Source organism: Micromonospora sp. NPDC048868, assembly GCF_043198195.1.
In the GTDB taxonomy this organism is placed as follows: Bacteria; Actinomycetota; Actinomycetes; order Mycobacteriales; family Micromonosporaceae; genus Micromonospora; species Micromonospora reichwaldensis.
This window is the reverse complement of record NZ_JBICUN010000021.1, coordinates 18832-38590: the sequence shown is the minus strand read 5'-3', so window position 1 is coordinate 38590 and position 19759 is coordinate 18832. Positions and strand designations below refer to the sequence as shown.

Here is a 19759-nt window from a genome sequence, read left to right as displayed (position 1 = left end):
GCCATCACACCCTGGCCGGCACAGCGGCCGTCGACCCGGCGTCGACGGTCGACCGCTGACGCCGGACGGCAGGAGCGGCCCCGGCGAGCGCGCCGGGGCCGCCCCGTCTCAGCACCGGACGATCGTGGAGTTGCTCAGCCCGACGTTGCTGATGGTCAGGTTGTCCGCGCAGGGGTTCTCCACGATCCGGCTGTTCACCAGGGTGAAGTTGCGCAGCGTGATGTCCCGGTTGCCGGGGAACTCGGTGCGCTCGGCCAGCCGCACCTCGCCGCCGCCGCTGATCGTGCCGCCGCCGGCCGCGATGTCCACGTTCTGGCAGTTCTCGATCAGGATCGCGTTGTTGCCGGTGTTGGCGATGTCCACCCGGTCGATGACGGCTCCGCCGGACTCGGAGACGCAGAAGATCCCTCGGCCGCCGCCGCGCGCCCGGACGGTGCCCACCCGGATGTTGGTCGGGTAGCCGGAGCCCACGCGCCCGTTGCGGTTGGCCATCCGGAAGGCGGCGTACCCGGTGCCGGCGCCGGCGTTCTCGGCGTCGACGGTGGTGACCGTGGCGTTGATCGTCTGGTTGAGCAGCAGACCCGACTCGCCCACGTCGCGCGCCGTGACGGTGCCGATGGTCAGCCCGTCCACGCCGTACGTCTCGACCGCGTGGGAACTGGCGCCGGAGACGTACGCGCTGTCGATGCGGACGTTGCGGGTCCACTGGCTGGTGTCCCCGCGGTTGTCGATGCGGATCCCGAGCCCGCCGCCCAGCCGCATGTCGATCCGGCCGAGGACGACGTTCGTCACGTTGCGCAGGAAGATCCCGTAGAGCGGGGTGCCGGTGACGGTGAGGTGTCCGACCTCGATGTCGCTGGTGCCGCGGGAGTAGATCGGCGCCTGGTCGCCGCTGCCCGAGCCGGTGACGTTGATGGTGCCGCAGACGTCGATCGCGGTGTGGCTGGGCAGGGAGATCCGTGAGCCGGCGCTGATCGAGCCGGAGCCGCGTACGACGACGCGCTGCTTGCTGGTCCGCCCGGCGCTGAGGCTGTTCACGGCGGCCTGGACGGCGGCGCGCATGTCGCTTCCGGTGTAGACCGTGCTGGCGCCGTTGCGGGCGGTCCAGGTGCCGCCGCTGAGCACCGCCTCGGCGTGGAACGTTCCGCTGCCGCAGCCGGTGCCGCCGGAGCCGAGGTTGACCAACCGCCACTGCTGGTTGGCGCCGCCGAGGTCCTGGTACTGGGAGATCATCGCGCCGTCGGCGGTCGACCACTGCCACACGTCCAGCGCCTTGTTGGAGTGCCGGTTGACGAGGCGGACGTGGCCGCCGTCGGAGTCGGCGAGCCGGAAGTGCTGCCGGGTGTTGCCGCTGGCGGCGGTGTTCTGGACGAGCTGGACCCCGTCCTCGGCGTTCGGCAGTTCCAGCACCTTGCCGCTGTGCGCCGAGCGGATCTGGTGGTATCCGCCGCCCACGTCGACGAACCGCCACTGCTGCACGGCCAGGTCGTTGCGGGTGAACTGGTTGACCGGCGCGCCGTCGGCGGTGGACCAGCCCCACAGGTCCATGGCCTTGCCGCTGTGTCGGTTGACGAGGACGTAGGTGGCGCCGGGGTCGACCGTGGCCGCCGCGGCGGGTCGCGGACCGACGGCCACGGCGGCGCCGACGAGCGCCAGCACGGCCGTGGCCACCAGGCCGAGGCGTCGACGGGTGGGGTGTCTGTGCGTGTCGGGGGACGTCATGTGGCTCCTTCGGCTGGCGCGGGGCGGCGGGAGGGGTGCGTGACCACCCCGTCGAGGCCGCCAGCAATCCAATCCCGTCGATGCATGGAAGATGGTAAGCGCTTTCCAGTCCCGGCGCGAACGCTGCCGACGCGACCGGCCGCCGGCGGCCGGGGGAGCTGCCCGATACCTGACAGTCGCCGGGTGCCCACATCGGACCCGTTGATCGCGCGGCGGGACGTCTGCCGTGGTGGGGCCCGTCGGGGCGGCCCGATCACCCGCGGGATCGGCCGGATCTGGGATTCCACGCGGGCGCCACTCGTGTCCCGAATTCTGGGAGACATCTTGGCAGTGGAATCGGCGGTCGTGGACTCTCTCTGCGGAGAGCGATGGCTCGGTGGCTCATGGTCACGATGTGTCACCATCTCCGGTCGTCGACCTGGCAGCGGGCGCGCGACCGATCACCGTCAGTATTGGGGGAGCGCTCGGTGGGACGCGCCATGCCAGTTTGCGGTTCGCGGTGAGCGCACCTGCGCGCCCCGCCGGGCCCGTCCGTCGGCCCACCCCGTCCCGACCCGCCGTCCGACCGTCCACGGTCGACACCCTGCACCGGATGGTCGAGGCCCAGGTCGACCGGACCCCGGACGCCGACGCCGTGTGGTGCGACGGGCAGGTCCTCACCTACGGCGAGCTGGACGCGGCGGCCAACCGGGTGGCCGCGCTCCTCGTCGACCGGGGGGTGCGCCAGGGGGACCGCGTCGGCGTCTGCCTGCCCCGCAGTCCCCGGCTCGTGGCCGCGCTGCTGGGCGTGCTCAAGGCCGGTGCCTGCTACGTGCCGCTGGACCCGGCCTACCCGGCCGCCCGGGTCGCCTTCATGACCGAGGACTCCGGGGCCCGACTGGTGCTGACGGTGGCCGACCTCGCCGACCGGTTCGCCGACGCCGCGCTGCGTCTCGACGACCCCGACCTCGACCCCGACGCCCGCCCGGCGGCCCGGCCCGGCCTGCCCGGCGACCCGTCCGACCTGGCGTACGTCATCTACACCTCCGGCTCGACCGGCCGGCCCAAGGGCGTCGCCGTCGAGCACCGCTCGGCCTCCGTGCTCATGCACTGGACCCGGGAGACCTTCACCGACGTCGAACTGGGCGGCGTACTCGCCGCCACGTCCGTCTGCTTCGACCTGTCCGTCTTCGAGCTCTTCGGCCCGCTCTGCTGGGGCGGTCGGGTGGTGCTCGTCCGCGACGCGCTGGCCCTGGCCGCGCCGGACGCCGACCGGCTGCCCGTCGCCCTGGTCAACACCGTGCCGTCGGCGATGAGCGAGCTGCTCGCGGCAGGCGCGCTACCGGGCAGCGTCCGCACCGTCTGCCTCGCCGGCGAGCCGTTGACCGCGGCGCTCGCCGCCCGGGTGCTCGCCCGGCCGCACGTACGCCGGCTCTGCAACCTCTACGGGCCGTCCGAGGACACCACCTACTCGACCTGGGCGGAGGTGCCGGCCGAGGGGGGAGACCCGCCGATCGGCCGTCCGTTGCCGGGCACCCGCGTCTACCTGCTCGACGAGGACGGCCGGCCGGTGCCGCCCGGGGAGCCGGGAGAGCTGTACCTGGCCGGCGCCGGGCTGGCCCGGGGCTACCTCAACCGGCCGGAGGAGACCCGGGCGCGTTTCCTGGCCGATCCGTTCCGCCCCGGGGAGCGGATGTACCGCACCGGCGACCGGGTCCGGCTGCGCCCGGACGGGCAGTTGCAGTTCCTCGGCCGGATGGACGACCAGGTGAAGCTGCGCGGATACCGCATCGAGCTGGGCGAGGTGGCCGCGCGGCTGGCCGCCCTGCCTGGCGTACGCGAGGCGACCGCCGCGGTGCGGACCGGGCCGAGCGGCGACCCGCTGCTCGTCGGCTACCTCGTCGGCGAGCGCCGCGACGACGTGCGGGACCTGCTGCGGGAGACGGTCCCCGCCCCGCTCGTGCCGTCCGCCGTCGTCTGGCTGGACCGCCTGCCGACCACCCCCAACGGCAAGGTCGACCGGGCGGCGCTGCCCGCCCCGGAGGTCGCCCCCGCCGCGAGCGACGGCGACGGCGCGCCGCTGGCCGGCTCCGCCGCCACGGTCGCCGCCGTCTGGCGCGACGTGCTCGGCCGGCCGGTGGACCGAACGGACGCCGACTTCCTCGCCCTCGGGGGCGACTCCCTCCTGGCCGTACGCTGCGCCACCCGGCTCGCCGCCGCGACGGGCCTGCCGGTCGCCCCGGCGGCGCTGTTCGCACACGCCACGGTGGAGGCGCTCGCCGGCCACCTCGACGACCTGCGCCGGGCCGCCGGAGCCACCACCACGGGCACCGCCGGGACCGCGACCGCCGGAGCCGCACCCGGGCCGGGGCACCCGGCGGGCGGTACGCCACCCGCGGCGCCCGTGGACGCGGCCCCGCTCTCGGCCGCGCAGACCCGGCTGTGGTTCCTGCACCAGCTGGATCCGGCCGACACCTCCTACCTGGTGTCGTTCGCGGTCCGGCTGCCGCCGGGGACCGACCCGGGAGCGCTCGACCGGGCACTGCGCCGCGTGGTGGCCCGGCATCCGGCGCTGCGTACCGTCTTCCCGTCGACCCCGGACGGCCCGGTGCAGCGGGTCCGCGACGACCTCGACGTCCCGCTGGTCGTCGCCCCGCCCCGCGCCGGGGTGCCGCTGGACGAGCAGCTCGACCAGCTCGCCGCCGCCGAGGCGCGTACCCTCATGGACCTCGCCACCGGCCCGCTGCTGCGCGCCCGACTGGTCGCCGCCGACGACGGGCGGGCGGCGCTGCTCCTGGTCGCCCACCACATCGTCTGCGACGACTGGTCGTTCAGCGTCATCGTGCGGGACCTGGGCCGCGCCTGCGAGGCCGAGGCGGCGGGCGCCGGGGCGGGCCCGCCGTGGCCGGCCGGTCCGGCGACCGGCCCGGCGGAACTCGCCGTGGCCCAGCGGGACTGGCTGGCCGCCCCGGCCGGCCGGGAGGCCGTGGCCGCCGTGGTCGCCGCGCTGCGCGGCGCGCCGACGACCCTGGACCTGCCCGCCGCCGCACCGGCGCTCGCCGCCGCCACGTCGCCCCGCGCCGACAGCTCCCCGGCCGGGGCCGCCCTGCGGACCCGCATCGACGACGACACCGCCGCCGTGGTCCGCGACCTCGCCCGCGCCAGCCGCGCCAGCCTGCACATGGTCGGGCTGGCCGCCTTCGCCGCGCTGGTCGCTGCGGAGACCGGCCGCACCGACGTGCTGATCGGTGTCGCCTTCGCCGGCCGGACCAGCGTCGCCGCCGAACAGAGCGTCGGCTGCTTCGTCAACACCATGCCCCTGCGCCTGCGGCCCGCCCCGGAGCGGTCCTTCGCCGACCTGGTGGACGAGGCGCGCCGGGTGACCCTCTTCGCCGCCGCCCACCAGGACGTGCCGTTCGACGTCGTCGTCGAGCGGCTCCGCCCGGCCCGGCAGCCGGGCCGCAACCCGCTGGTCCAGGTCGCGTTCGGCGTGCAGAACGCCCCGGCGGCCCGGCACGTCGACGCCTCCGGCGGCGAGTTCGTCGGGGTGGAGCTGACCCCCGACACCGCCCGGCTCGACCTGACCCTCTGGCTCGACGAGCGCCGCGACGGGCTGGCGGCGCTCTGGACCTACCGCACCGACCGCTTCGACGGCGAACTGGTCGACACGTGGCACCGCCGCTTCACCGCATTCCTACGCGGCGCGGCCGCCGATCCCCGGCGCAGCCTCGCCCGATGTGCCCACACCCTGGGGGGAACGAGAGATGAGTGAGCAGACCCCGGTCGCGCCGGTGATCCCGCGCCGCGGCCGCGAACGGTCCCTGGTCGACGTACGCCCCGACTGGCCCGGCGGGCCCCTGCCGGCCCTCGTCCAGGCCAACGTGCCCGACGTGGACCTGGCCGCCTGGCTGGCCGGCAACCGGTCCACCGTGGACGAACTGGCGCGCCGCGCCGGCGCCGTGCTGTTCCGTGGCTTCGCGGTGGACGGCGCGGCCGACTTCCGCACCGTCATGGCCGCCCTCTCCGACGACGTGCTCAGCTACGGCGAGCGCTCGTCGCCGCGCAGCGAGGTGACCGAGGGCGTCTACACCTCCACCGAGCACCCGGCCGACCAGCCGATCGTGCTGCACAACGAGCAGTCGTACACGGTGAACTGGCCGCTGCGCATCGTCTTCCACTGCGAGACCGAGCCCGCCGCCGGTGGGCGCACCCCGCTGGCCGACAGCCGCCGGGTGCTCGCCCGGCTGCGCCCGGAGACGGTCGCCGGGTTCGAGCGCCGGGGCGTGCTCTACCGGCGCAACTACCTGCCGGGGATCAGCCTGCCGTGGCAGACGGCGTTCCAGACCGACGACCGGGCCGAGGTCGAGGCGTACTGCGCCCGCGCGCTGATCGACGTCGAGTGGGTCGGCGAGCAGCAGCTGCGTACCCGCCAGGTCCGCCCCGCCGTGCGGGAGCACCCCGTGACGGGGGAGCGGACCTGGTTCAACCACGCCCTGTTCTTCCACGTCACCTCGCTGCCGGCGGAGGTCAGCGCCGGGCTGCGCGCGTCGCTGGCCGAGGAGGACCTGCCCTACCAGACCGCGTACGGCGACGGCACGCCCATCGGCGACGACGTGCTGGCCGAGCTGCGCGCCGCGTACGCGGCCGAGACCCGCTCCTTCGCCTGGCGGCGCGGCGACGTGCTGCTGGTGGAGAACATGCTGGCCGCGCACGCCCGGGAGCCGTTCACGCCGCCCCGGCGCATCCTGACCGCGATGTCCGACCCGGTCGCCGCGCCCGAGCTGGCCGCCGCCACCGTGACCGCCACGGGGGTGCGGTCGTGACCGGGCCGGCGCCGCGCCGACGGGGCAGCGGCGCGGTCACCTCGCCGGTGTCCCGCCGGGTGCTGGTCGACGACACGTTCGTGCTGCTGGTGGAGGCCGCCGTGCCGGACCTCGACCTGGCCGGCTGGCTGGCGGGGCGCCGCGACGAGCTGCTGCGCGACCTCGACGCCCACGGGGCGGTCTTCTTCCGGGGCTTCGAGGTGGCCACGGCCGACGACTTCAGCCGGGCCGCCCGCGCGGTCAGCCCGGACCTGCTCGGCTACCTGGAACGCGCCGCGCCCCGGCACGAGGTCGCGGAGAAGGTCTTCACCTCCACCGAGTTCAACGCCGAGCAGTGGATCCCGCTGCACCACGAGATGTCGTACTCGCACAACTGGCCCACCCACCTCTACTTCTGGTGCGCCCAGCCGGCCACCGGCAGCGGCGGCGCGACCCCGCTGGCCAGCGAGCGGGTGGTGAGCCCGCGCATCCCCGCCGAGGTACGACAGCGGTTCCTCCGGCACGGGGTCAGCTACGTGCGCAACTACGGCCCGCACCTGGACCTGCCCTGGCAGGAGGCGTTCCAGACGACCGACCGCGCCGAGGTGGAGAAGTACTGCGCCGACTCGGCCACCGAGTACACCTGGCTCGACGGCGACGGGCTGCGGACCCGGGCCCGTCGGCAGGCGGTGGCGACCCACCCGCGCACCGGCGAGACGGTCTGGTTCAACCACGCGCACCTGTTCCACGTCTCCAACATGCCCGCCGAGGTGTCGGCCGCCCTGCTGCGCGAGTACGGGCCCGAGGGGCTGCCCCGCAACGCCTACTACGGCGACGGCGAACCGATCCCCGACGAGGTGGTGGCCGGCATCCGGGACCTGTATCGGGAACACGCGGTGTCGGTTCCCTGGCAGCGCGGCGACGTGCTGGTGGTGGACAACTTCCTCGCGACCCACGGTCGCGAACCCTTCAGCGGCGACCGGCAGATCCTGGTCGCCATGTCCGACCTCTACCTCAACCGGAGCGTGGTGTGAACGGCTACCGTCTGTCCCCGATCCAGCGGCTGGCCTGGTCCGGGGCGCAGGACCTGGTCCGCGCCCGGGTGCTGCTCGACCGCCCGCTGGACCGGGCCCGGTTGCAGACCGCCCTGGACGCGGTGGTCGCCCGGCACGAGGCGCTGCGCCTGACCCTGGTGCACCACCCCGGGCTGCGGGTGCCGTTGCAGGACGTCGACGACGACCGCAGCGTCGTCGTCGGCGCCCAGGGCGAGCTGTCGGTGACCGTCACCGACGACGCCCTGGAGCTGGCCGCCACGCCGTTGATCGCCGACCCGGCGAGCCTGCGGCTCGTCCTCGCCGACCTGGCCCGCGCGTACGCCGACGGCCGGCTGGCCGACGACCCCGACGCCCTGCAGTTCCTCGACGTCACCGAGTGGCAGCTGTCGCAGCGGCAGGAGGCCGACCCGTTCGGCGCCCCCGCCGCGCCGGCCGCGCGGCTGGTCACCCCGCACGGCGACGACCCGGTCGAGGTCGGCACCGCGACCGTGCCCGCCGCGGCGCTGAGCGCCGCCGCGCGCGAGGCCGGCGTCGGCGTCGCGAACCTGCTCTTCGCCGCCTGGGCGCTCGCGCTGTCCCGCCGGGCCGAGCCGCCCGCCGGGGTCGACGACGCGGACCTGGTGCTGGCCCGGTGGAGCGACGGGCGGCAGGCCACCGGGACGGCCGGTGTCGTCGGCCCGCTGGGCGGCCACGCGCCGGTCCGGCTGGGCCTGCCCCTGCCGGCCGCGCCCAAGGCGCTGCTCGACGAGGTACGCGCCGCCGAGTCCGCCGCCGAGGAGGCGTTCCACCTGGTCGAGCCGGTCGGCGAACACTCCGACGCGGTCGCCGGTTTCGCCGTCGTACCGGCCGGGGACCCGGCGGCCCTGGGTGGCCTGGGCGCCACCGCCGTCGAGGTCTCCGCGCCGCCCGCGACGGCCGGCCCGCAGCTGACCGCCGTGGTCGGCGACGACGAGGTGACCCTGCGGGTCGTCGGGGGCCGCTGGTTGCTGGAGGGCCTGCTGGCGATCCTGGGGTCGCTGCCCCGGGCGCTGGCCGACGGCACGCCGCTGGTGCTCACCGGCGAGGGGGAGGCCCGCTGGCTCGCCGACGCGGCCGGCGAGCCGTCCCGCGCCGCGGTGCGCACCCTCGTCGAGCTGCTCGACGACGGGCTGGCCGGCGCCGACCAGGACAGCCCGGCGGTGGTCGCCGCCGACGGCACGTACACCGTCGGCGAGCTGCGCGACGTCGCGGCCCGGGTCGCCGCCGGCCTGGTCGAGCGGGGGCTGCACCGCTCACCTGTGGGCGTGCTCGCCACCCGGTCCCGGGACACCGTCGCCGCGTTCCTCGGCGTGCTGCGGGCCGGCGCGGTGTACGTACCGCTGGATCCGGCGGCGCCGGCGGAGCGGCTCGCCGCGCAGGTCCGCGCGGTCGACGCCGGGCTCGTCGTCGGCGCGGGCGGCCCGGCGGGACTCGCCGGCGCCACCGTCGCCGAGCTGGCCGCCGGCACCGCGACGGCGGCCGTGCCCCCGGCGGCGCCCACCGATGTGGCCTACGTCATCTTCACCTCCGGCTCCACGGGCACGCCGCGACCGGTCCAGGTCCCGCACGGCGCCGCGGCCCACCTGGCGTACGCGCTCGAGGAGACCGTGTACGCGGGCAGCCGGGCCGGGCTGCGGGTGGCGGTGAACGCCCCGCTCACCTTCGACGCCTCGGTCAAGCAGCTCGTGCAGCTGGCCCACGGCCGCAGCCTGTACCTGGTGCCCGAGGACGCCCGGCGCGACGGCGCCGAGCTGGCCGCGACCCTCGCCGACAACCGGGTCGACGTGCTCGACCTGACCCCCTCCCAGCTGCGCATCCTGCTCGCCGGGGCCGGCGACGCCCGGCTGCCGGAGCTGCTGCTGGTGGGCGGCGAGGCGATCCCGCCGGACCTCTGGGACACCCTCGCCGCGCTGCCCGGCGTCCGGGCGGTCAACCTGTACGGGCCCACCGAGTGCACCGTGGACAGCACCGCCGCCGAGATCCGCCCCGCGACGGCGCCGACCATCGGCCGTCCGCTGCCGGGCGTCGGCGCGTGGGTCCTCGACGAGCGGCTGCGGCCGGTGCCGCCCGGCGTGGCCGGCGAGCTCTGCGTCAGCGGGCCGCAGCTGGCCGACGGCTACCTGGGCGACCCGGAGACGACGGGCCGCCGGTTCGTCCGGGCCGCCCTGCCCGGCGGCCGGACGGAGCGTGTCTACCGCACCGGCGACCGGGTGCGCTTCGACGCCGAGGGGCGCCTGAGCTACCTGGGCCGGCTGGACGACCAGGTGAAGATCCACGGCTTCCGGGTGGAGCCGGGCGAGGTGGCCGCGACGCTGCGGGCACACCCGGAGGTCGCCGACGCGGCGGTCGTGGCCCGCGACGACGACGGGCACGGCGACCGCCTCGTCGGCTACGTCCGCCCGGCCGCGCCGGCCGTCGACGTCGACCTGGACCGGGTCGCCGGGATCAACCCGCACGAGACCCGCTACCTGTACGACGAGATCTTCACGCAGCGGGTCTACCTGCGCGACGGCATCGTGCTGCGCCGGGGCGCGACGGTCTTCGACGTCGGCGCCAACATCGGCATGTTCTCGCTGTTCGTCCACGCGGCCTGCCCGGACGCGACAATCCACGCCTTCGAGCCGGTGCCGTCGGTCGTGGCGGCCCTGCGGCGCAACGTCGAGGAGTTCGGCGTGCCGGCCACCGTGCACCCGGTGGGTCTGTCCACCGCGCCGGGGCAGGTCTCCTTCACCTACTACCCGGGCTACTCGATGATGTCCGGCCAGGCCGCGTACGCCGACCCGGCGGCCGAGGTCGCCGTGATCAAGCGGTTCCTCGCCAACGAGCGCGACCGGGGCGAGTCCGACCGGGAGACCCTGCTGGAGCGGGTCGACGAGCTGTTGGCGGAGCGCTTCGACGGCGCCGAGGTGACAGTCGACGTGCGCCCGCTGTCGGAGGTCATCGACGAGGTCGCGCCGGAGCGCATCGACCTGCTGAAGATCGACGTGCAGCGGGCCGAGGCCGACGTGCTCGCCGGCATCGAGGAGCGGCACTGGCCGCTCATCGCGCAGGTCGCCATGGAGGTGCACGACGCCGTCGGCACCGGCACCGAGGGGCGCCTGGACGAGCTGATCGCCCTCTTCGAGGACCGCGGGTTCGACGTGGTCACCCGCCAGGACGACCTGCTCACCGGCACCGACCGGCACACCCTGCACGCCGTGCGTCCCGAGTACGCCGCCGACCCGCGGCCCGCGGTGGCGGTCCCGGACGGCCCGGCCGCCGGCCCGCTGGAGGCCCGGTTGACCGACTGGCTCGCCCAGCGGCTGCCCGCCCACCTGGTCCCCGCGGCCGTGGTGCTCCTCGACGACCTGCCGCTGACCCGCAACGGCAAGCTCGACCGGGCCGCGCTGCCCGCGCCGGAGCTCGACCGGGCCCGGCGGGAGCCGGCCGTGGCGCCGGCCAACCGGGCCGAGGAGATCCTCGTCGAGGCGTGGCGGGAGGTCCTGGGCACGCAGTCGGTCGGGGTGACCGACAGCTTCTTCGCCCTCGGCGGCGACTCGATCCGCAGCATCCAGATGCAGGTCGCGGCGAACCGGCGCGGCCTGTCGTTCCGGCTCGGCGACATCTTCGTGCACCAGTCGATCCGGGAACTGGTCGCGCACGGCGAGATCACCCTCACCGGGCCCGACGCCGACGCCACCGACGCCTCCGACGTGGCCGGGGCGGCGGAGCCGTTCGCCCTGGTCGTCGCCGCCGACCGGGACCGCCTGCCCGCCGGGCTGACCGACGCCTACCCGATGACCGCGCTGCAACAGGGCATGGTCTACCACTGCGAGCTGACCGGCGACCCGGCGATGTACCACAACGTCACCGCGCACCGCGTCGACGCGCCGCTGGAGGCGGAGGCGCTGCGCGCCGCGCTGGCCGACCTGGTCGCGCGGCACCCGGTGCTACGGACCGGCTTCTCCCTCGGCGCCCACACCGAGCCGCTGCAACTGGTGCACGCCGAGGTGCCGGTCGAGGTGCCGGTGACGGAGCTGACCGACGCCGACGAGGCCACCCGCCGGGCCCGCGTCGACGAGTTGGTGGCGGCCGAGCGGGTGCGGCCCTTCGACTGGGACCGGCCGCCGCTGCTGCGGCTGCACGCCGTGCGCGACGACACCGACACCTTCACCCTGATCGTGGCGGAGTGCCACGCGATCCTCGACGGCTGGAGCCTGCACCTCCTCCTCGGCGAGCTGCTGGCCGCGTACGACCGGCGCCGCGCCGGGCTGTCCGTGCCGCACCGCCCGACGTTGCCCTTCCGCGCGTACGTGGCGGCGGAACGGGAGGCCGTGGCGGACGCCGGGTCGCGCCGGTTCTGGCTCGAGGGCGCCGGCGGCGTGCCGCCGCTGCTGCTCGGCGGGGCGGAGCCACGGATCACCACCACCCGTCGGGTGCCGCTGGCGGCGTCCACCACCGACGCCGTCACCGAGGCCGCCCGGGCCGCCGGCGTACCGGCCAAGTCCTGGCTGCTCGCGGTCCACCTGCGGGTGATCGGGGAGGTCGCCGGCCGGGACGAGGTGGTGACCGGGCTGGTCGTCGGCGCCCGGCCCGAGGCCGAGGGGAGCGACGCCACGCTCGGGCTGTTCCTCAACACCCTGCCGGTGAGCGCCGTGCTGGGCACCCGGTCGCTGGCCGAGCTGGCCGCCGACGCCTGGCAGGCGGAGCGGTCGCTGATGGGCCACCACCGGTTCCCGCTCGCCGAGATCGTCCGTGCGGGCGGGGCCGGGCCCCGGTTCGACCACTTCTTCAACTGGACCCACTTCCACGGCGGCGCCGAGGAGGGCGAGGGCGGCGGGGGCCGTGGCAGCCGCATCGTCGACAGCCGGGGCATCACTGTCGACGTGGCGTTCAGCCTCGCCGTCGACGTGGAGGTGGACCCGGCGACCGGCCAGCTCGCCCTGACCCTCCAGTACGACGCCCGGCACGTCGACGAGGCGCGGGCCGACCGGCTGGCCGAGGCGTACCGCCGGCTGCTGGCGACCGACCCGACGGCGCCGCTGCCGGCCGTCGGACCGTCGGGTCCCGTCGTCCCCGCCCCGCGCGACGGGGACGCCCGGGACCGCTGGGCGGCCCGGGTCGCGTCGGTCTGGCAGGAGGTCGTCGGCGTGGCGCCGCGCGGCGAGCGGGCGGAGTTCCTCGCCGCGGGCGGCGACTCGCTGCGCGCGCTGCGCCTGGTCACCGCGCTGCGGCAGCGCCACGGCAGCACCATCACCCTGCCGGAGTTCGTCGCGCTGGGCAGCTACGGCGCCGTCGTCGAGCGGGTGAGCCGCGATGGCTGAGAACCCGTGGCTGGTGGTCCGGGCGCCCGTCGCCCGGCCCGCCCTGCGCCTGTTCTGCCTGCCCTACGCGGGCGGCAACGCCGGGGCCTTCGAGACCTGGCGGGCGGGGCTGCCGCGCGCCGTCGAGGTGAACGCGGTGCAGTACCCGGGCCGCCGAGAGCGGGTCGCCGATCCCGCGCCACGACGGATGACGCCGCTGGTGCAGGCCCTCGAGGCGGCCCTGGCGCCGCACCTGGACCGGCCCTACGCGGTCTACGGCGACTGCCTCGGCGCGTACGTGGCGTTCGAGCTGGTCCGCCGGCTGGAGCGACGCGGGCACCGCCCGGCCGATCTGCTGGTGGTCTCCTCGGCTGTCGCCCCGCACCGCGCCGAGGTCGAACCGGACCACTCCGGCGCCGACGACGCCACGTTCCTCGCCGAGCTGGTCGCGCTGGGCACGATGCCGGCGGCCGTCGCCGCGCACCCGGAGCTGGCCGCCGCCGCGCTGCCGGCGGCCCGCGCCGACTTCGAACTCGGCCGCAGCTACCGCTACCGCGACGCCGGCCCGATCGGCGTGCCGGTCACCGCGATCCGCGGCGACGCCGACCCGCACGTCGACGACGTCGGGACGGCGGCGTGGGCCGACCTCACCACCGCCGGCTGCACCACCGTCACCGTCCCGGGCGGGCACGACCTGCTCGCCCGGGCCGACCCCGGACTGCTCGGCGCCGTCCGGTCCGCCCTCCTCGGCAAGGAGCCGTCTTGACCGTCACGTCACTGCTCTGCTTCCCGTACGCCGGCGCGGGCGCCTCGGTGTATCAACCGTGGCAGCGGGTCGCACCGCCCGACCTGGAGATCCTCCCGGTGCAGTTGCCGGGCCGGGAGAAGCGCTTCGTCGAGGAGCCGTACCGCCGGATGGACCAGGCCGTCGACGGGCTCCTCGACGAGGTGCTCGAACTGGTCGCCGGCCGCGACCGGGTGGCGCTGTTCGGCCACAGCATGGGCGCGGTGCTCGCGTACGAGATGGCCGGCCGGCTGGCCCAGGCGGTCGGGGTGCGGCTGGCGCACCTGTTCGTCAGCGGCTCGCCCGACCCGTGGTCGGGCCGCGACCACACGGCCGCCGACCTGCCCGACGACGAGTTCGTGGCGCGGGTGGAGGAGTTCGCCGGCTACACGCACCCGGCGCTGGCCGACCCCGACATGCGGGAGCTGCTGCTGCCGACCCTGCGCGCCGACGTGGAGCTGCACGAGGGCTACCGGCCGGGCGGCGACAAGCGGCTGGACGTGCCGGTGACCGCGCTGCGCGGTGCCGACGACACCCTGGTGGCCGCGTCGGCGCTGGCCGGCTGGGACCGGGTCACCTCCGCCGGGTTCGCCTCCCTCACCGTCCCCGGTGGACACATGTACCTCGCCGACGACCCGGCCGAGCTGCTGGCGCTGGTGCGACGGAGGCTGGCCGGTGCCTGAGCCGACGCCGGGCCGGCTGGCCGGCCGGACCGCGATCATCACGGGCGCGGCGCGAGGGCTGGGCCGGGCCTGCGCGACCGCCTTCGCGGCGCAGGGCGCCGACCTGGTCCTGGTGGACGTGGCCCACGACCTGCCCGACGTGCCGTACCCGCTCGGCTCGGCCAGCCAGCTCACGCACACCGCCAAGCTCTGCGCGGAGCTGGGGGTGGCCGCGTACCCGGTCGAGGCCGACGTGCGGGACCTCGACGCGGTCCGGGCCGCCGTCGCGCTCTGCCTGGACCGGTTCGGCCGGATCGACGTCCTGGTGAACAACGCCGGCATCGCGGCGCCCTCCGGCAAGCCGGTGCACGAGATCAGCGAGGCCGAGTGGCAGCTCATGCTCGACGTCGACCTCTCCGGCCCGTGGCGGATGGTCAGCGCGGTCGGCGCGGTGATGTGCCGGCAGCGCGCCGGGAGCATCGTCAACGTGGCGTCGACCGCCGGCCTGGTCGGCTACCGGCACTTCGCCGGGTACGTCGCCGCCAAGCACGGCCTGGTTGGCCTGACCCGGGCCGCGGCGCTGGACTACGCGCCGCTGAAGGTGCGGGTCAACGCCCTGTGCCCCGGCTCGGTGCGCGACGATCCGTACGTCGAGGGTCGGATGCTGGCCGAGATCGCCCGGTCGCTGGAGGTGCCGGTCGCCGAGCACGAGGAGACGTTCGTCCAGGCCCAGCCGATGAACGCCCTGATCGAGCCCGACTCGGTGGCCCAGGCCGCACTCTGGCTGGCCTCCGACGAGTCGTCGCAGGTCACCGGCTCGGTCATCACCGTCGACGGAGGATTCACGACCCGATGAGCAGCCGTCCACAGCCCACCCGACAACAGTCCGACCCGGGCCGCTCCTGCCACGCGGCGGCGGTGGCCGTCGCCGGCGACCCCGCCGAGGTCGCCGCCCGGTTCGCCGCCGCGCTGGCGCGGCGGGGCCTCGACGCCGCCCGGCTCTGGGTGGACCGGGTGCCCGCGTCGGCGGCCGCCGCGCGCCGCGCCGCCGAACTGGCGCGACCGCTGCCCGCCGACGGTCCGCCGGTGCGGGCGGTGCTGCTGCGCCACGACGACGGCGCCGACCTGGTGCTCGTCGCCCGGCGTGGCCCGCTCAACGGCCGCGCGCTGGGCGAGCTGGCCGTCGAGGCGGCCGGGACCACGCCGTCGGCCGGGGCGGAGCCGACCGCCGGCCCGGGGCCCGGGGACCGCCCCGAGGGTGTCGCGCCGGACCCGGCCGGGCAGCCGAGGCCGGCCGGGCAGGCGGAGCCGCCGGGGAGCGCCGCCGTCGAGACGGCCGGGACCGGGGCCGAGGACGACGGGGAACACGAGGGGGACACCGCCTGGCGGGGCGGGAACCCGCGCGCCGACCGGCCCGCGTCGTACGCCTTCGCCGTGCCCGCCGGGACCGACCTGCTGGCGCTGACCGGCGCGGTCGGCGCGGTGCTGGCCCGCTTCGGCGGCGTGCGCCGGGTGCGGGTCGGCACGCTGCGCGACGAGGGGCCGGCGGTCGTGCCCGTGTCGGTGGACGGCACCCTGCGCGCCCTCGCGACCCGACCCGCCGAGCCGGCCCCGTGGCCCTCCTCCGGGCGGACGCCCGACGCCGGGCCGCCGGAGGCCGTGGTCGGCGTGCTCACCGCCGACAGCCCCGCTGACACCTACCTGCCCAGCCTGACGCCGCCGTGGCCGCTAACCCTGAGCCTGCGCGGCGGCACCGTCACCTGCGACTTCCGCACCGGCGTGTGGTCCGCCGACGTGGTCGCCACGGTGGCGGGCTACGTCGCCCGCGTCCTCGGCCAGCTCCTCGCCGACGGCGACCGCGCGCTGGCCGACTGCGACCTGTTCGACGACGCCGAGCGGGACCGGGTCGCGGCCCTCGGCGGGGCGGCCGGCGGCCTGCCCGAGCCGACCGGCGGCATCCACGACCGGGTGGCCGGGTGGGCCCGGGCCACCCCGGACGCCCCGGCGGTGTCCTACGGCGACGACCGGCTCACGTACGCCCAGCTCGACGCCCGCGCCGGACGGATCGCGGCGGCGCTGCGGGCGCGGGGCTGCGGCCCGGGCACCCGGGTCGGCGTCTGCCTGGAACGCTCCGTGGACCTGGTGGCGGCGCTGCTCGGCGTGCTCAGGGCCGGCGCCGCCTACGTGCCGATCGACCCCACCTACCCGGCCGAGCGCATCCGCTACACCGTCGAGGACTCCCGCGTGAGCCTGCTCGTCGGCGCCGACGGCGTGGAGGTCGACGAACTGCTCGCCGCCGACACCGACGACGCGGCGGGCACCGGGCCGGCGACGGCCGGCCCGGACGACCCCGCGTACGTCATCTACACCTCCGGCTCCACCGGCCGGCCGAAGGGCGTCCAGGTCCCGCACCGCAACGTGCTGGCCCTGGTCGCCGCGACCCGGGACGAGTTCGGGCTCGGCCCTGCGGACACCTGGACGATGTTCCACTCCAGCGCGTTCGACTTCTCGGTCTGGGAGATCTGGGGCTGCCTGCTCACCGGCGGGCACCTGGTCGTCGTTCCGCACCTGGTGGTCCGCGACCCGGCCGAGTTCCACGCCCTGCTGCGCGCGGAGCGGGTCACCGTGCTCAACCAGACCCCGTCGGCGTTCGCGCAGCTCGTCGACGCCGACCGGCGCGCCGCGCACCGGCTGGGGCTGCGCCTGGTGGTGTTCGGCGGCGAGCCGCTGGACGCCGGCATGCTGACCGGCTGGTTCGACCGGTACCCGGAGCGCGACTGCCGGATGGTCAACATGTTCGGCATCACCGAGACCACCGTGCACGTCACCGCGCAGACCATCGACCGGGGCCTGGCTCTGGCCGGCACCCGCTCCGTGGGTCGCCCGCTGCCCGGCTGGTACGTCCACGTGCTCGACCCGGCGGGGCGGCTGCTGCCGCCGGGCGCCGCCGGGGAGATCCACGTCGGCGGCGCCGGGGTGGCCGACGGCTACCTGCACCGCGACGAGCTGACCGCCCAGCGCTTCCTGCCCGACCCCTGGCGGGGCGGGCGGATGTACCGCAGCGGCGACCGGGGTCGGCTGCTCCCGGACGGGCGGCTGGAGCACCTGGGCCGGCTCGACGACCAGGTCAAGATCCGTGGCTACCGGATCGAGCTGGACGAGATCCGCCAGGTGCTGCTCGACGACCCGGACGTGCTGGCCGTGGCGGTCACCGTGGACACCGCCGACGCCCGGCTGCACGCGTACGTGGTGCTCGCCGACGGGGCCGACCCGCCCGCCGAGCTGCGCCGCCGGGTGGCCCGGATCCTGCCCGAGTACATGGTGCCGGCCACGGTGACGCCGCTGCCGGCGCTGCCGCTCACCGCCAACGGCAAGCTCGACGCCGCCCGGCTGCCCGCGCCGGCCGCCCGGCCCCTGCCCGCCCCCCGGGAACCCGCCGACCCCGGGGCGGGACCCGGCCGCGCCGAGCGGATCCGGGTGGTCTGGGAGCGGGTGCTCGGCGCCGAGGTGGGGCCGGAGGACAACTTCTTCGACCTCGGCGGCAACTCCCTGCTCGCGCTGCGGCTGCTGCGTGAACTGCGCGCGCAGGGCCTCGGCGAGTTCACCCCCCGCCACCTGTACGTGCACCCCACGGTGCGCGCCCTGGTCGGCGCGACCGGTACGGAGCGGTGATGGCCGACGTCGACACGCTGACCCGCCTCTGGCCCCAGGTGCGCGAGGTGGCCGTCAAGGGCGGCTGCGCGTACGTGGTGGCCGAGGACTACCTCGACCCGCTGCACCTGCGCGGCCTGCTCGCCCGGGAAGTGCCCGACGCCGAGCTGCCCCGGCACATCGTGCAGGTCGACTCCCTCGACCCCGCCGACCTGGTGGAGCCGGACGACCGGTTCGGGGCGTACCTGCCGCCGCGCGACGACACCGAGCGCGTCCTGGTACGCATCGCGGAACGCCTGCTCGGCGTGCCGAAGCTGGGCGTGCTCGACGACTTCTACGCCGCCGGCGGCGACTCGCTCGCCGCGACCGGGCTGGCCGTCGAGGCGCAGCGGGCCCTCGGGGTGGGCGTCTCCCTCGCGGCGGTGCTGCGCCACCCGACGGTGGCCGGTCTCGCCGAGGAGATCGGTCGGGCCCGGGCGGCCGTGCCGCTGCCCCGCGCCGAGGCGGCGGACGCCTACCCGCTCTCCCCGCAGCAGCGCCGCGTCTTCCTCGCCCAGTCCCGCGACCCCGCGTCGGTGACCTACAACCTGCCGCTGCTGGTGCCGCTGCCGGCGGACGTCGACCGCGCCCGCCTGGCGGACGCGTTCCGCGCCGTCATCGCCCGGCACGACATCCTCCGCACCGCCTTCGGCACCGAGGCGGGCCGGCCGGTGCAGCGGGTGCTGCCGGCCGTCGGGTTCGACCTGCCGGAGGTCGAGGGCACGGGGACGCTGCCGGTCGAGCCGTTCGACCTGGCCGCCCCGCCGCTGCTGCGGGCCGGCCTGCGGCGTACCGGCGACGGCCCGGTGCTGGCGCTGGACCTGCACCACATCGTCACCGACGGCCTCTCCCTGGCGTTGCTGCTGCGCGAGGTCGACACCGTCTACGCCGGCGGCGAGCCACCGCCGGTCCCCGCCCAGTACGCCGACTACGCGGTGTGGGCCGCCGCCGGGGAGCCGCCCGGGGGCGACTACTGGCGGCGGCGCTTCGCCGAGCCGCCGGCGCCCCTGCGGCTGCCCACCGACGCGGCGCGGCTGACCGGCCGCCCGGCGACGGCGCGGGCCGGCACGGTCGAGTTCGACGTCGGGGCGGAGCGGACCGCCGCGCTGCGGGCGCTGGCCCGGCGCGAGGGGGTGACCCTGTTCCAGGTGCTGCTCGCCTGCTACGCGACCTTCCTCGCCGCGGCGACCGGCGGGACCGACGTCACGGTGGGCACCCCGGTGGCCGGTCGCGGCGCCCCGGGCCTGGACGCGACCATGGGGATGCTGGTCAACACGGTCTGCCTGCGGCACCGGGTGCGGCCGGAGGCCACCTTCCGGGAGTTGCTGACCGAGGTGGCGCACGACGTGGTCGACGCGTTCGCGCACCAGGACTACCCGTTCGACACGCTGGTCGCCGAGGTGCTGCCGGTCCGCGACCAGGACCGGCATCCGCTCTTCGACACGCTGTTCGCGATGCAGCACGCCGAGGTGGCCGCCGCCGACTTCCTGGGGCGGCGGGTCGAGTTGGCCGTCGCGCCCACCGGCCAGGCCATGTTCGACCTGGACATGCAGGTCTACGAGCGCGCGGACTCGCTGCGCGTGCACTGGGCGTACGACGCCGGGCTGTTCCTGCCCGGGACGGTGCGGGCCTTCGCCGACCTCTGGCTGGAGATCGCCGACACCGTCCTGGCCGACCCCGGGGTGCCGGTCGGCGAGCTGACCGGGGCCCGTCGGGTCGCCGCCGGGGCACCCTCCACCATCGACATCGAGTTGTGAGCCGGAGA

The 19759-nt window shown here is 76.2% G+C and carries 10 protein-coding genes; 9 read left to right on the top strand and 1 reads right to left on the bottom strand.

Going from position 1 to position 19759, the window contains the following annotated elements; genetic code table 11:
• Positions 1-108: 108 nt before the first annotated feature.
• The gene (locus ACGFNF_RS25750; protein WP_357578578.1) at positions 109-1722 is read right to left on the bottom strand and encodes an RICIN domain-containing protein; all 1614 of its coding nucleotides are present in this window, start codon (positions 1720-1722) and stop codon (positions 109-111) included.
• A 592-nt stretch (positions 1723-2314) separates the two neighbouring features.
• Here ACGFNF_RS25750 and ACGFNF_RS25745 point away from each other — a divergent pair.
• The 9 genes from ACGFNF_RS25745 to ACGFNF_RS25705 are packed head-to-tail and all read left to right on the top strand — an operon-like array spanning position 2315 to position 19751.
• Entirely contained in the window at positions 2315-5473 is a 3159-nt protein-coding gene (locus ACGFNF_RS25745) for an amino acid adenylation domain-containing protein (protein WP_357578579.1), read from the top strand.
• Positions 5466-6524, top strand: coding sequence for a TauD/TfdA family dioxygenase (locus tag ACGFNF_RS25740; protein ID WP_357578580.1), 1059 nt, complete (start codon positions 5466-5468; stop codon positions 6522-6524). Before ACGFNF_RS25745 ends, ACGFNF_RS25740 begins: the two co-directional genes overlap by 8 nt.
• A complete protein-coding gene (locus ACGFNF_RS25735; protein WP_132238359.1) occupies positions 6521-7537 on the top strand; it encodes a TauD/TfdA family dioxygenase in 1017 nt (338 codons plus the stop codon). Before ACGFNF_RS25740 ends, ACGFNF_RS25735 begins: the two co-directional genes overlap by 4 nt.
• Positions 7534-12879, top strand: a complete 5346-nt coding sequence (locus ACGFNF_RS25730) for an amino acid adenylation domain-containing protein (protein ID WP_357578581.1) — start codon at positions 7534-7536, stop codon at positions 12877-12879. Before ACGFNF_RS25735 ends, ACGFNF_RS25730 begins: the two co-directional genes overlap by 4 nt.
• Positions 12872-13624 (top strand): thioesterase II family protein, encoded by a 753-nt coding sequence (locus ACGFNF_RS25725; protein ID WP_151457456.1) that lies wholly within the window; start codon positions 12872-12874, stop codon positions 13622-13624. The genes ACGFNF_RS25730 and ACGFNF_RS25725 overlap by 8 nt, the downstream gene beginning before the upstream one ends.
• On the top strand, positions 13621-14325 hold the full coding sequence (locus tag ACGFNF_RS25720; RefSeq protein WP_357578582.1) for an alpha/beta fold hydrolase: 705 nt from the start codon (positions 13621-13623) through the stop codon (positions 14323-14325). The genes ACGFNF_RS25725 and ACGFNF_RS25720 overlap by 4 nt, the downstream gene beginning before the upstream one ends.
• Positions 14318-15160 carry an SDR family oxidoreductase gene (locus ACGFNF_RS25715; protein ID WP_132238351.1) on the top strand — a complete coding sequence of 281 codons (843 nt, stop codon included), beginning with the start codon at positions 14318-14320 and terminating at the stop codon, positions 15158-15160. The genes ACGFNF_RS25720 and ACGFNF_RS25715 overlap by 8 nt, the downstream gene beginning before the upstream one ends.
• Positions 15157-17976: an amino acid adenylation domain-containing protein gene (locus ACGFNF_RS25710; RefSeq protein WP_393171238.1), complete on the top strand. Its 2820-nt coding sequence runs from the start codon at positions 15157-15159 to the stop codon at positions 17974-17976. The genes ACGFNF_RS25715 and ACGFNF_RS25710 overlap by 4 nt, the downstream gene beginning before the upstream one ends.
• Positions 17976-19751 (top strand): condensation domain-containing protein, encoded by a 1776-nt coding sequence (locus ACGFNF_RS25705; protein ID WP_357578584.1) that lies wholly within the window; start codon positions 17976-17978, stop codon positions 19749-19751. Before ACGFNF_RS25710 ends, ACGFNF_RS25705 begins: the two co-directional genes overlap by 1 nt.
• Positions 19752-19759 lie beyond the last annotated feature (8 nt).